The organism is Actinokineospora sp. UV203 (assembly GCF_056323665.1).
Genome location: NZ_CM150484.1, coordinates 5,545,178 through 5,558,090, shown reverse-complemented (window position 1 = coordinate 5,558,090; position 12,913 = coordinate 5,545,178). Strand labels below are relative to the sequence as shown.

The 12,913-nt window shown below is 69.8% G+C and carries 14 protein-coding genes; 7 read left to right on the top strand and 7 right to left on the bottom strand.

Annotated elements, in window-relative coordinates; all coding sequences use genetic code 11:
- Nucleotides 1-90 precede the first annotated feature (90 nt).
- Complete coding sequence (locus tag ACUZ2Y_RS26705) at nt 91-429, top strand: hypothetical protein (protein WP_476324012.1); 339 nt, start codon at nt 91-93, stop codon at nt 427-429.
- 5 nt (nt 430-434) lie between these two features.
- Nucleotides 435-1,028 carry a class F sortase gene (locus ACUZ2Y_RS26700; protein ID WP_476324010.1) on the top strand — a complete coding sequence of 198 codons (594 nt, stop codon included), beginning with the start codon at nt 435-437 and terminating at the stop codon, nt 1,026-1,028.
- Here ACUZ2Y_RS26700 and ACUZ2Y_RS26695 read toward each other — a convergent pair.
- The 4 genes from ACUZ2Y_RS26695 to ACUZ2Y_RS26680 form a co-directional block, all read right to left on the bottom strand.
- A complete protein-coding gene (locus ACUZ2Y_RS26695; RefSeq protein ID WP_476324008.1) occupies nt 1,020-1,889 on the bottom strand; it encodes a lysophospholipid acyltransferase family protein in 870 nt (289 codons plus the stop codon). The genes ACUZ2Y_RS26700 and ACUZ2Y_RS26695 overlap by 9 nt on opposite strands.
- Nucleotides 1,890-1,891: 2 nt before the next feature.
- Entirely contained in the window at nt 1,892-2,644 is a 753-nt protein-coding gene (locus ACUZ2Y_RS26690; RefSeq protein WP_476324006.1) for a GNAT family N-acetyltransferase, read from the bottom strand.
- Nucleotides 2,645-2,789: 145 nt separating this feature from the next.
- A complete protein-coding gene (locus tag ACUZ2Y_RS26685; RefSeq protein ID WP_476324004.1) occupies nt 2,790-3,773 on the bottom strand; it encodes an electron transfer flavoprotein subunit alpha/FixB family protein in 984 nt (327 codons plus the stop codon).
- Nucleotides 3,774-3,796: 23 nt separating this feature from the next.
- A complete protein-coding gene (locus ACUZ2Y_RS26680) occupies nt 3,797-4,582 on the bottom strand; it encodes an electron transfer flavoprotein subunit beta/FixA family protein (RefSeq protein WP_476324002.1) in 786 nt (261 codons plus the stop codon).
- Nucleotides 4,583-4,850: 268 nt separating this feature from the next.
- On the opposite strand from ACUZ2Y_RS26680, the gene ACUZ2Y_RS26675 reads away from it, so the two are divergent.
- Nucleotides 4,851-5,687: a DegV family protein gene (locus ACUZ2Y_RS26675; protein WP_476324000.1), complete on the top strand. Its 837-nt coding sequence runs from the start codon at nt 4,851-4,853 to the stop codon at nt 5,685-5,687.
- Nucleotides 5,688-5,910: 223 nt separating this feature from the next.
- On the opposite strand, the gene ACUZ2Y_RS26670 is transcribed toward ACUZ2Y_RS26675, so the two are convergent.
- Complete coding sequence (locus ACUZ2Y_RS26670; RefSeq protein WP_476323998.1) at nt 5,911-6,510, bottom strand: DUF397 domain-containing protein; 600 nt, start codon at nt 6,508-6,510, stop codon at nt 5,911-5,913.
- Nucleotides 6,511-6,670: 160 nt separating this feature from the next.
- The gene (locus ACUZ2Y_RS26665; protein ID WP_476323996.1) at nt 6,671-7,546 is read right to left on the bottom strand and encodes a helix-turn-helix domain-containing protein; all 876 of its coding nucleotides are present in this window, start codon (nt 7,544-7,546) and stop codon (nt 6,671-6,673) included.
- Nucleotides 7,547-7,682: 136 nt separating this feature from the next.
- Here ACUZ2Y_RS26665 and ACUZ2Y_RS26660 point away from each other — a divergent pair, with 136 nt between their 5' ends.
- Genes ACUZ2Y_RS26660 through ACUZ2Y_RS26645 form a run of 4 tightly spaced genes read left to right on the top strand, consistent with a single transcriptional unit; the run spans nt 7,683 to nt 12,122 of the window.
- Nucleotides 7,683-8,519, top strand: coding sequence for an SAM-dependent methyltransferase (locus ACUZ2Y_RS26660; RefSeq protein ID WP_476323994.1), 837 nt, complete (start codon nt 7,683-7,685; stop codon nt 8,517-8,519).
- Nucleotides 8,520-8,557: 38 nt separating this feature from the next.
- Nucleotides 8,558-9,319: a class I SAM-dependent methyltransferase gene (locus tag ACUZ2Y_RS26655; RefSeq protein ID WP_476323992.1), complete on the top strand. Its 762-nt coding sequence runs from the start codon at nt 8,558-8,560 to the stop codon at nt 9,317-9,319.
- Nucleotides 9,316-10,836: a 1,4-alpha-glucan branching protein domain-containing protein gene (locus tag ACUZ2Y_RS26650; protein ID WP_476323990.1), complete on the top strand. Its 1,521-nt coding sequence runs from the start codon at nt 9,316-9,318 to the stop codon at nt 10,834-10,836. The genes ACUZ2Y_RS26655 and ACUZ2Y_RS26650 overlap by 4 nt, the downstream gene beginning before the upstream one ends.
- Nucleotides 10,837-10,868: 32 nt before the next feature.
- Entirely contained in the window at nt 10,869-12,122 is a 1,254-nt protein-coding gene (locus tag ACUZ2Y_RS26645) for a glycosyltransferase family 4 protein (protein WP_476323988.1), read from the top strand.
- 11 nt (nt 12,123-12,133) lie between these two features.
- Here ACUZ2Y_RS26645 and ACUZ2Y_RS26640 read toward each other — a convergent pair whose 3' ends face one another.
- A complete protein-coding gene (locus ACUZ2Y_RS26640) occupies nt 12,134-12,889 on the bottom strand; it encodes an acyltransferase (RefSeq protein ID WP_476323986.1) in 756 nt (251 codons plus the stop codon).
- Nucleotides 12,890-12,913: the final 24 nt, after the last annotated feature.

Sequence of the window (12,913 nt, the reverse complement as noted above, 5' to 3'; positions counted from 1 at the left end):
AACCTCCACCACCGACCGGTCTTCCCATGCGTACCCACCCACCAGACACAGCGAGCATTTCCCCGCTGTCCCAACGCATAGGAGAAGCACATGCGTGCTGTCCGCGTACTGCTCGTCGGCCTCGGAGTCGGCGCCGCGACCCTGTTCACCATGTCCCCCGCCGTGGCCGACCAGGGCCAACCCGCGCCGTCGTCGACCACGGTCAAGCCGCCGCAGCCCTCCGTCGCACCCCCGTCGACTGTCACGTCCAGCCCCACCCCCACCCCGACCACCGCGCCCGCTCGTCCGCGGCCCAAGGGTGGTGTGCAGACCGGTGGTGGCAGCCCGGAGGGTGACAACACCGGTCTGCTGCTCGGTGGCGGCGCCGCCATCGTCGCCGGGTTCGGTGCCTTCGCGCTGCGCGGGCGCGCGGTGCGTGGGTCCAACTGATCGTCATGGCCCGCACTCGTCATGGCCGCCGCGGGTTCGCGGCGGCCATGGTCGCGGTGACACTGCTGTCCGGTTGTTCCGCGGCCGTGTCCGGGCCGTCGGGTACGTCCTCGGTGAGCGTGCCGCCGCCCGCGACCCAAAGCACGAGGATCAAGCCGATCTCGGTGGAGATCCCGAAGATCGGCGCGAAGTCGTCGCTGGTGCCGGTCGGGCTCACCGCCGACGGCGCGCTCGACGTGCCGCCGACCTCGCAGCCGTTGCAGGCCGCCTGGTACGAGTTGGGTCCGATGCCGGGTGAGGTCGGGCCGTCGGTGGTGCTCGGGCACGTCGACGGCGACGGCAAGCCGGGCATCTTCCACCAGCTCACCAAGCTCGCCCCCGGCGACGAGGTGCGGATCGCCCGCGAGGACGGCAGCACCGTGACGTTCGTCGTCCGCAGGCTCCAGCAGGTGCCGAAAGACGCCTTCCCGACCGAAGCGGTCTACGGCGACACCGCGGGACCCGAGTTGCGGCTGATCACCTGCGGCGGCAGCTTCGACCGCGCCACGGGGAACTACCGCGACAACGTCATCGCCTACGCCACCCCGAAATCAGGCTGACAGCGCCGGGTGCGGTCGGACCGGCCGCACCCGCCTGCGCTGCGCGGGCACCGTGACCCGGCCGAGGGCGGAGTTCACCGCGGCCTCGGTCAGCGCGGCGAGTTCGCGGCGGTCGGCCGCGCGGCCGGGGGCGATCTCGTCGAGCACCTGGACCTGCAGCACCAGCCCGCGCAGCCGCGCCACCCGCAGCACCGAGTCGATGATCGTCTCGTCGCCGATGAACGCGGGCGCGCTGGTCTCGCGGCCGTCGGCCATCAGGAACCGCAGCGCGATCGGGCGCACCGGCACACCGCCGTCGATGGCCGCCTGGAACACCGCGGGCCGGAACCGGCCGACTCCCTGGCCGCACCACGTCGTCCCTTCCGGACACACGTAGACGAGCGACCCCGACCGCAGCGCGTCCGACAGGGATGCCATCGTCGCGGGCAGCGCGCGGAGGTTTTCCCGGTGGAGGAACACGGTTCCGGCGGCGGCGACGATCCGGCCGAGGACCGGCCAGGAGCGGATGTCGCGTTTGGCCAAGGCGCGCATCGGGCGGATCGCGTTCACCGCCGCGATGTCCAGCCAGGACACATGGTTGGTCGCCACCAGGGCACCGCGCCGCTGGTCGGCCCCGAGATCACCGGTGACGTCCAGTCGGACGCCGAAAGCCCGCAGCAGGCAACGGAAAATCGTCTTCGCGACCACTTCCCGGCCCGCCCGGCCGATGACCGGCAGCAGCGGAACCGCGATCGCGCTGCCCAGCAGCACCGCCGCGGCCCCGGCCAACCGGGCCACGACCCGGGCCCGGCCGACGGCAGGCTCGCCACCGGTCAGACAGGACGGGCCGCACGGCGACGTCGGCATCCAGGCGTGGGCCATCGCTACTCCCCCAGGAAGAACTTCAGGTACCGCTGGTCGATGTGCTCGAGGCCGAGCAGCACGAAGAAGTCGGCGACACCGAAGTCGGCGTCGTGCGCGGGCGGGCCGCACACCCAGGCGCCGAGGCGCAGGTAGCCCTTGAGCAGCGGCGGCATGACCGTGCGCGCGGGCGTGCGAACCGAGTCGACGTCCCACGGGTTCAGCGGCTGGACCCGGTAGCGCTCGTCGGCGTAGTGCTTGGCGCGCACGGTGTTCCACACGCCGGCGGCGAGGGTTCCGCCGTCGGCCAGCGGGACCGACGCGCAGCCTGCGAGCCAGCTTTTGCCGGAGAGCAGCATGTACCGGGCGATGCCCGCCCACACCAGGCTCACCACGGCGCCGTTGCGGTGGTCGGCGTGCACACAGGACCGTCCGGTCTCGACCAGGCCGTCGCGCATCCCGGCGAGCGCGGAGAGGTCGAACTCGGTCTGGGAGTACAGGCCGCCCGCCTCGGCGGCCCGTTCCGGCGGCAGCATCCGGTAGGTGCCGACGATCTCGCCGGTCGTGTCCTCGCGGACGATCAGGTGGTCGCAGAACTCGTCAAACCGGTCCACGTCGAGACCGGGCTCGGGAGTCCGCAGAGTCGCGCCCATCTCCTCGGCGAAGACCTGGTGGCGAAGTCGTTGCGCGGCGCGCACTTCGGCCCCGTCGTGGGCCACCAGAAGCGAGTAGCGCGCGGTACCGGTCTCTGGGGTGCTCACCAGCACGTGGGTCATATCTGTTTTCTACGGACCATTCGGCAACCGTCACCGGCCCATTCCCGTAACCGGTCGGTGGAAAGTCAGTGAATTACCAGTGCCGGGGCAAAGATTTCGGGGCGGTCCCCAGTGGGAACCGCCCCGAATTCGATCTTGATTTGACTCAGCCCTTGCGCTTGCCGACCTCGTCGGTCAGCTGCGGGGCCACGGCGAACAGGTCGCCGACGACACCGAAGTCGGCGATCTCGAAGATCGGCGCCTCGGCGTCCTTGTTGACCGCGATGATCGTCTTCGAGGTCTGCATGCCCGCGCGGTGCTGGATCGCGCCCGAGATGCCGAGCGCGACGTAGAGCTGCGGGGACACCGTCTTGCCGGTCTGCCCCACCTGGAACTGCGGCGGGTAGTAGCCCGAGTCGACCGCGGCACGCGAGGCGCCGACAGCCGCGCCGAACGCGTCCGCCAGCTTCTCCACGACCTCGAACTGCTCGGCCGAACCGACACCGCGACCACCGGAGACGACAACCGACGCCTCGGTGAGCTCGGGGCGGTCGCCGCCGACGATCGGCTCCTGGCCGGTGATGCGGGCGGACTTGGCCGCGTCGGCCGCGGGAACGTCCACGGCCTCCTCGGCCGCGGCGCCCTGCGCCTGCTCGGCCTCTAGGCCACCGGGGCGCACCGAGACGATCGGCGTGCCCTTGTTGGACTTCGACTTGACGACGAACGCGCCACCGAAGATGGACTGCACGGCGACGACAACAGCGCTGTCGCCGGAACCTGCTGTGTTTTCAATGCCAATGGCGTCGACCAGCAGGCCGGAACCGGTGCGGGCGGCGAGCCGACCCGCGATCTCCTTGCCGTCGGCCGTGGCGGCGACGAGGACGGCCGCGGGGGACGCCTTCTCCACCAGGGCCGCGAGCACGTCGACCTTCGGGGTGACCAGGTAGCCGGTGGCGTCGTCGGACTCGGCGACATAGACCTTCGCCGCGCCGTAGGCCGCCAGGGACTCCTTGAGCTTGGCCGCCGTGCCGGGCGAGCCCACCACTACGGCCGACGGCTCGCCGATCTGGCGGGCCGCGGTCAGCAGCTCGAAGGTGACCTTCTTGATCTCGCCGTCGACGTGGTCGACGAGGACCAGAACTTCGGACATGGGGTTTCCTCCTTCGCTGCTTGTCAGATGAGCTTCTGGGCGATGAGGTACTCGGCGATCTTCACGCCGCCGTCACCCTCGTCGGAGACCCGCTGACCCGCCGCGCGCGGGGGCTTCGGGGCCGCCTCAAGCACGGACGACGAGGCGTTGGCCAGGCCGACCTCGCCCGCGTCGATGCCGAGGTCGGCGACGGTGAGCGTCTCGACCGGCTTCTTCTTCGCGGCCATGATGCCCTTGAACGACGGGTAACGCGGCTCGTTGATCTTCTCGCCGACGCTGACCACGGCGGGCAGGGAGGCCTCGAGGTGCGTGATGCCCTCGTCGGTCTCGCGCTCGACCTTGATCGTCGTGCCCTCGATGGTGACCTTGCGGGCGTGGGTGAGCTGCGGGTAGCCCAGCAGCTCGGCGAGGATCGCCGGGACGGCGCCGGAGCGGCCGTCGGTGGCCTCGTTGCCGGCGATGACGAGGTCGACGCCGTCGACCTTGCCGATGGCGGCGGCGATGACCTTGGAGGTCTGCAAGACGCACGAGCCGTGCAGAGCCGGATCCGAGACGTGCACGGCCTTGTCCGCACCCATGGAGAGGGCCTTGCGGATGGCTTCGGTCGCACGGTCGGGGCCGACGCTGAGCACGGTGACCTCGCCGCCCTGCGCCTCCTTGATCAGCAGCGCTTCCTCGACGGCGCGCTCGTTGATCTCGTCGAGCACCGCGTCGGCGGACTCACGATCCAGCGTGTGGTCGGAGTCGGAGAGCTTGCGCTCCGAGTAGGTGTCTGGCACCTGCTTGACCAGGACAACGATGTTTGGCATGGGTCTTCTTCGACCTCCTGGGTACGAGCACCGTGTGTTCGCCGCCGACCGGCAGCGCGCCGCCTTGAATTCTCGTGCGGTTCGGCTGACCTTGCCATGCGGGTCGGCCGCTTGACACGGTGGCCTTGGCCACGCCGATGTTACTCGCCAGTAGCCGAGGTGCAAGGCGAAGCACCCACCCCAGAGCCGTGACAGTGCTCACCACGCGGCCCGCCCGACGGTGATGCGCACGTCGATGCGCTGGTCCGAACGGGTTATTGTCCTAGGAATGAGGGTCGCCGTGATCACGGACTCCACCGCCTGCCTGCCCGCCGAGATGGCCGCGCAGTGGCGGCTGACTGTCATTCCGGTACAAATCCGCATCGACGGCCATCTCGATCTCGAAACAAGAGTTCCACGAAAGATGCTGATCGACGCGCTGCGGGCGGGCCGTGCCGTGTCGACCGAGCCACCGGACCCGGCGGCGCTGTTCTGGGCCTACCAGGCCGCCGCGGCCGACGGGTGCGACGCGATCGTGTCCGTCCACATCTCCAGCCGCCAGTCCCAGACCTACGCGCACGCGAAGGAAGCCGCCGAGCGCGCGTCCATCCCCGTGCACGTCGTGGACTCCCGGACCACGGGAATGTCCCTTGGGTACGCGGCGACGACAGCCGCCCGGGTCGCGGCGGCCGGTGGCGATCCCGCCCGGATCATCGACGCGCTCAGCCGCAGGCTCGCCGACTGCTCCGAACTGCTCTATGTGGACACCCTGGATTACCTGCGCCGGGGTGGGCGCATCGGCGCGACCGCGAGCCTCATCGGCACCGCGCTGTCCCTCAAGCCGCTGCTGGCCATGAAGGACGGTGAGGTGGCCCCGCTGGACAGAGTCCTCGGCAGTGGCCGCGCGGTGCGCAAGCTCATCGACACCGCGGTCCGGCGGATCGATGGCCGGGCGGTCGACCTGGCCGTGGGGCACGTGGGCGCACCCGAGCGGGCTCGGGCGATGCTCGACACCTTGCTGCCGCGCGTTCCCCAGGTGCGCCAGTCGGTGATCATCGAGGGCAGTTCCGCCCTGGCGGTCCACTTGGGCCCCGGCGCGCTCAACATCTCCATCTCGCCCGTATAGATGGGTGTCTGACAAACCCGCCGCGATGCGACCGGAACCTAAGGGGACCGTGACGAGAGCCGACCACGGTCACCACCAAACCGCACCCCCATAAGCGGCAGGTGACCAAATCTTAGAATTTCGGGGAGGCGGAACCGTGAAGACCACCTTTCGGGGAAAGGTGGTCTTCACGTTCGTGATGAACAGGGCGCGCTGTCATCACGCACGCGCGGCGACGTGGGGGTCAGGCCGTCGCGGGAAGCCATTTCGCACGGCCGGGCGCGGTGGGCACCCAGCAGCCCGCGGCCGAGGTCTCGGCGCGGTGGCGCGTGAAGGCGCCGGGCGTGCGGTCGTCGGGCAGGGCAAGCAGGTCACGCAGGATGTCGGTGGCCCAGCCGGCGCGCTGCCAGAGCACCTCGGTCGGGTTGAGCACGTCCGCGGCGTCGGCGGGCAGCCGGGACGCGATCGCGTCGTCCTCGGCGTGCAGCCGGATGACGTCGATGACGTTGTGGTGGGCGCGCACACCGACGACGGCGGCGATCTCGCCGTGGGCATCGCGCGGGTGCAGGAAGTCGAAGCCGCGGGCGACGAGCCTGCGCAGGTAGGTCTCGGCGGTCGGCATCCGCAGGACGCCGCCGCGCAGCGCGCTGGTGAAAGAGCGGATGACCTGCCCGGAGAAGACCAGGGCCGGGCCGTCGGGGCTCTTGGAGTCACGGATGGCGGTGCGCCCGTCGGAGACCGGCGAGACCTCGACACAGTTGCCGACCGCGCCACTCCGGCTGCCCTTGCGCCAGTGGGCGCCGGTCACCAGTGCTGCTGACATTCCGTTGCGAATCACGGTCATCGCGACCCCGCCTCCCGACGTCATCCTCACGTTGCAGATGCACGTGCATTTGAACGTGACGACGGTAACACGACCGCCCGCCGGCGCAGATGCACGTGCATCTGCCGAAGTCGTCGGGTGGTCGGATCGGAGCGGCGAGTGGTCAGCCCACTTCGCCCGGTCAGATCTCGGCGCGTCGCTTGATCAGCGTCTGCCGGGTCTGGCTTGGTGTTTCGGCGTCGACGGCCAGCCGGTCGATCACCCGGCTGTAGGTCTCGATCTCCTCGCGACGGTCCAGGTAGACGGCGCCGCCGAGGTGTTCGATGTAGACCAGGTCGGGCAGCTCCGGCTCGGTGAACCGCAACATCGTAAACGAGCTCTCCGCGGCGTAGCCGGACAGCGCGTAGGGCACGACCTGCAGGCTGATGTTGGGCAGCCGGGTGACTTCGAGCAGGTGGTCGATCTGGTCGCGCAGCACCCGGGGCCCGCCGATGGGCCGGTGCAGCACGGACTCGTCGATGACCGCCCACAGCTTCGGCGCGTCGGTGCGGTGGAGCACCTTCTGCCGCGACACGCGCAGGGCGACCCGGCGCTCGGTCTCGTCGGTGCTCAGTTCGGGTCGGCCGTGGCTGGCCAGCACCCGGGCGTACTCCTCGGTCTGCAGCAGGCCGGGGACGAACTGCAGCTCGCAGGTCTGGATACGCGAAGCCGACTCCTCCAGGCCCACGTAGTCGGTGAACCAGGTCGGCATCAGGTCGCTGTAGCGGTGCCACCAGCCGGGCTCGTTCGACTGCCGGACCAGGGCGAGGAACTGGTCGCGTTCCTCCTTGTCGGTGACGCCGTACATGGACAGCAGGTCTTCGACGTCGCGCTCCTTGAAGCCGACGCGGCCCAGTTCCATCCGGCTGATCTTCGACTCGGACCCGCGGATCTGGTAGCCGGCCTTGCCCCGGGTGATCTCGGCTTTCTCACGGAGTCTGCGGAGCTGGGAGCCCAACACGATCCTGCGCGCGGTCGGGCCACCACTGAGCCCACCGTCGTTGCGGCCGTCGGCCACGCGCCGTCCCTTCCTGACTCGAACTCTCCAGCTGAAATGCGAGCCCGACCTGGCCGCACTCTTGCCAACACCCCTAGGGTGAGGTTACCCCGCGACTCCGCACCGTCCATGATCCACGACGCTCTGTGAGGAAAGCATGTCCACCGACGCCCAGCAGACCGAACGTGATGTGCCTGTCTACATCGACACCAGCAAGGCAAGCATCGCGAGAGTCTACGACGCGTTCCTCAATGGCAAGGACAACTACGAGATCGACCGCGAGGTGTTCCGCCGGGTGAAGGCGGTCGCCCCCGAAGCGGCGCAGCTCGCGTACGACAACCGCGCCTTCCTGATCCGCGCGACCCGGTTCATCGCGAACCAGACCGGGATCAAGCAGTACCTCGACCTCGGCTCCGGCCTCCCGACCGCGGAGAACACCCACCAGGTGGCCCAGCGGATCGAGCCCGACTCGGTAGTCGTCTACGTCGACAACGACCCGGTGGTGCTGGCCCACGGCCGCGCGCTGCTCGAGGAGAACGACCAGACGCACTTCATCGCCGAGGACATCTTCGAGCCGGAGCGCATCCTCGAGAACGAGACGGTGCGGAGTCACCTCAACTTCGACGAGCCGATCGCGCTGTTCCAGATGGGCACGATCCACCACTACGACGGCGAGCGGTCCCCCGCCGACATCATGCAGACCTACATCGACGCGCTGCCCTCGGGCTCGTTCGTCGGCATCAGCCACTTCCTCGACCCGCAGACCAACGAGCACAGCGCGCTCGCGCGGCGGATGGAGGACGTATTCATCCACAGCCCCATGGGCACGGGTGTGTTCCGCAAGCAGAAGCAGATCGAAGGCATGTTCCCGGGCCTGGAGATGGTCCACCCGGGGGTCTCCCTGTGCGCGACCTGGTGGCCGGACGGTCCGCAGATCAAGCCGCTCGACCAGGTCCAGTACTGCATCGCGGGCGGCATCGGCCGCAAGCCCTGATCCGTACTGGCTGGTAGGCCATCGGCTACGGTGCCGAGGTGTCCACCGATCCCGTAGCCACGGCCGACTCGCTCCCGCTGACCGGTGAGCGCACGGTTCCGGGCATCCCGCAGGAGAACTATTGGTTCCGGCGCCACGAAGTCGCGTATCTCGACCTCGCGGCGCACTGCGCGGACGCGGTGGTGCTGGAGGCAGGCTGCGGTGAGGGCTACGGCGCCGACCTGCTCGCGGGTCACGCGCGGCTGGTCGTGGGGCTCGACTACGACCAGCTGACGGCCACGCACGTGGCCAAGGCGTACCCGTCGGTGCGGACGCTGCGGGGCAACCTCGCGGCGCTCCCGCTGCGGTCGGAGTCGGTGGACGTCGTGGCGAACCTGCAGGTCATCGAGCACCTGTGGGATCAGGAAGGCTTCCTGCGCGAGTGCCGCCGGGTGTTGCGCCCCGGCGGCAGACTGCTGATCACCACGCCGAACCGGATCACCTTCTCCCCCGGTCGCGACACCCCGCTCAACCCGTTCCACACCCGCGAGCTCTCGGGCGCCGAGATGGCGGACCTGCTGGTCGACGCGGGGTTCGAGGTCGAGTTCCTCGGCGGCGTGCACCACGGGCCGCGGCTGCGCGAGCTGGACGCGGCACTGGGCGGGTCGATCATCGACGCGCAGATCGAGGTGGCCGTGTCGGGCCAGGCGTGGTCCGACGAGCTGATGGCCGCGGTGACGTCAGTGCGCGCGGAGGACTTCGAGATCACCACCGAGGACATCGACGCCAGCCTCGACCTGGTCGGGATCGCGCGCGCATGACCAACCAGCCGATAGGCAGCTTCGCCTTAGTCCTGCACAGCCATCTGCCCTGGCTGCCGCACCACGGCACCTGGCCGGTCGGCGAGGAGTGGCTCTACCAGGCCTGGGCCCACTCGTACCTGCCGATCGTGGACCTGGCCCGGCGCTTCGCCGCCGAGGGCAAGCGCGACATGTTCACCCTGGGCATCACCCCGGTGCTGGCCGCGCAGCTCGACGACCCGTACTCATTGCGCGGGGTGCACGACTGGCTGGGCAACTGGAACCTGCGGGCGCAGTACGCGGGCGTCCGCTGGCAGGCGGCGGACCCACTGCTGCGCGAGGTGGCCGCGGCCGAGTTTCGGGCGTCCGCGGCCGCGCTGACGGAGTTCGAGACGCACTGGAGTAGCGGGTTCTCGCCCATTTTGCGGACCCTGGTCGGCAGCGGTGTGATCGAGCTGATCGGCGGCCCGGCCACCCATCCGTTCCAGCCGCTGCTCGACCCGCGGCTGCGCGCGTTCGCCCTGCGCACGGGTTTGGACGACACCGAGGCGCGGATCGGGCACCGGCCCGAGGGGATCTGGGCGCCCGAGTGCGGTTACGCGCCGGGCATGGAGACGGGGTACGCGGCGGCGGGTGTCGGGCGGTTCCTGGTCGACGGTCCGGCGCTGCACGGCGACACCTCGGCGGCGCGCACGGTGGGCGACTCCGACGTCGTGTGCTTCGGGCGCGACCTGGAGGTCACCTACCGGGTGTGGTCGCCCAAGGCGAGCTACCCGGGCGACCCGGCCTACCGCGACTTCCACACCTACGACCACCCGTCGGGCCTCAAGCCGTCGCGGGTGACCGGTCGCAATGTCGAGCCCGGGGACAAGCGGCCGTACGAGCCCGCACTGGCCGCCCAGGCCATCGAGCGGCACGTGACCGACTTCGTCGACACCGTCGTGCGCAGGCTGACGGACCTGCGTGAGCAGCACGGCAAGCCAGGGCTGGTGGTGTCCGCGTACGACACGGAGCTCTACGGGCACTGGTGGCACGAGGGCCCGGTCTGGCTGGAGAAGGTGCTGCGGGCGCTGCCCGCGGCGGGGGTGCGAGTGACGTCGCTGCGCGGCGCGCTCGACGCCGGGCACCTCGGTGGGCGGGTCGACCTGCCCGCGTCGTCGTGGGGGTCGGGCAAGGACTGGCGGGTGTGGGACGGCGAGCAGGTCGCCGACCTGGTGCACGCGGGCGCCGAACTGCAACGCGACCTGCTGGACCTCATCGACAAGCACCCGGTTGATGATCGAGACCCGGTCATGGACCAGGTGCTGCGGGAGGCCCTCTTGGCCCTGTCCAGCGACTGGGCGTTCATGGTCACCAAGGACTCCGCGGCTGATTACGCTCGGCGCCGGGCCAAGGTGCACGGCGAGCGCTACGCGGAGTTGGCGAGCCTGGTTCGCGCGGGCGCGCGCGACCGCGCGTCACAGCGGGCGGCCGAGCTCGTCGCCGAGGACGGGCCCTTCGCCGGACTCGATGCACGACAGTTGGATACTGACGAGTAGGGTTTCGAGACCCGAAAGCGAGGATTCGCTCGATGCGCGTGCTGATGCTGTCCTGGGAGTACCCCCCTGTCGTCGTCGGGGGGCTCGGCAGGCATGTGCACGCGATCGCCCGACACCTCAGCGACCAGGGCCATGAGGTCGTCGTGCTGTGCAGGCACGAAGCGGGCACCGACGCCGCGACCCACCCCACCGAGGACGACGTCCACGACCGTGTTCGAGTCATCCGGGTCGCCGAGGACCCCACGCACCTGGTGTTCGAGAAGGACCTGGTCGCCTGGACCCTGGCCATGGGCCACGCGATGATCCGCGCCGGCCTGTCCCTGATCGACGGCTGGCGCCCCGACGTCGTCCACGCGCACGACTGGCTCGTCACCCACCCGGCCATCGCCCTGGCCGAACAGGCGAAGGCACCGCTGGTGTCGACCGTGCACGCCACCGAGGCAGGCAGGCACAGCGGCTGGCTGTCCCAGCCACTCAACCAGCAGATCCACTCGGTCGAGTGGTGGCTGGCCAACCGCTCGGACGCGCTGATCACGTGCTCGTCGGCGATGCGGGCCGAGGTGTCGCACCTGTTCGAGGTCGACCCGGAGACGATCACGGTCATCCACAACGGCATCGAGCCGCGCAGCTGGCGGGTCCCACCGGCGGCCATCCGCGAAGCCCGGATGTCGCACAGCCCCGCGGGCGCTCCGCTGCTGCTGTTCTTCGGCAGGCTGGAATGGGAGAAGGGCGTCCAGGACCTGATCGGCGCGCTGCCGAGGATCCGCCGCACCCACCCCGGCACGCGTCTGGTGGTGGCGGGCCGCGGCACATACGCGAAGCCCCTGGAGGAACTGGCCCGCAAGCTCCGGGTCCGGCGCGCGATCGACTTCGCCGGCCACATGTCGGACCGGGAATTGGGTGCGACTTTGGCGGCGGCGGACGCGGTGGTCCTGCCCAGCCGGTACGAGCCCTTCGGCATCGTGGCGTTGGAAGCGGCGGCTGCCGGCGCTTCGCTGGTGTCGTCGACGGCGGGCGGGCTGGGTGAGGTCGTGGTCGACGGCGAGACCGGTCTGTCATTCACCCCGGGCGACATGGACGGCATTGCCACAGCGGTTCGGCGGGTGTTGGACGATCCGGCGAGCGCCAAGCGACGGGCTCGAATGGCGAAGGCGCGGCTCGCGGTCGACTTCGACTGGAACCGCATCGCCGAGCAGACGGCATCGGTCTACGCCCGTGCCGAGGCCGGACCGGCAGGACAGCTCGGCAGGCCAAAGATCGCCAGCGGCAACGCTTTTACCCTCTAGCACCCCGCGAGTCAGGTGGACTCTAGGGATTTTTGCAGGGCTTTGCGGGCTTTGCGGTCCATGTCCTCGACTGCCGCGCGGCGGGCGGCGTCGGCTTCGTAGGCGGTGAGGCGGCTCTTGACCACCTTCGCCGGCATTCCCGCCGCGATGGCGTAGTCCGGGATCTCCCCCCGCACAACCGCGTGGGCGCCGATGACACAGCCTCGGCCGATCCGAGTGCCCTTGGTGACCGTGACCTTCGTGCAGATCCACGTGTCCGGTCCGATTCGCACCGGGGATTTCACGATGCCCTGGTCCTTGATCGGCTGGTGGATGTCAGCCGTCACGTGGTCGAAGTCGCAGATGTAGACCCAGTCCGCGACCAAGGCGGCCTCGCCGAACTCGACGTCCAAGTAGCAGTTCACGACGTTCTGGCGACCGAACACGACCTTGTCGCCGATGCGCATCGAGCCCTCGTGGCAGCGGATGGCGTTGCCGTCGCCGATGTGGACCCAACGCCCGATCTCGAGCCTGCCGAAGCCTGGGCGGGCGTGGATCTCGACGTCCTTGCCGAGGAACACCATGCCGCGCAGGACGACGTGGGGGTTGGCCAGACGGAACTTGAGCAGGCGGTAGTACCGGACCAGGTACCAGGGGGTGTACGCCCGGTTGCGCAGCACCCAGCGCAGGGAGTCCCTGGTCAGGAAGCGCGCCTGGGCGGGGTCGCGGTGCGCGCGCGACCAGAATCGCAGTCGGTCGGACACGGGCGAGCCCCACATGGACGTCATGGGCGAAAACGTTAACCCAGCGGT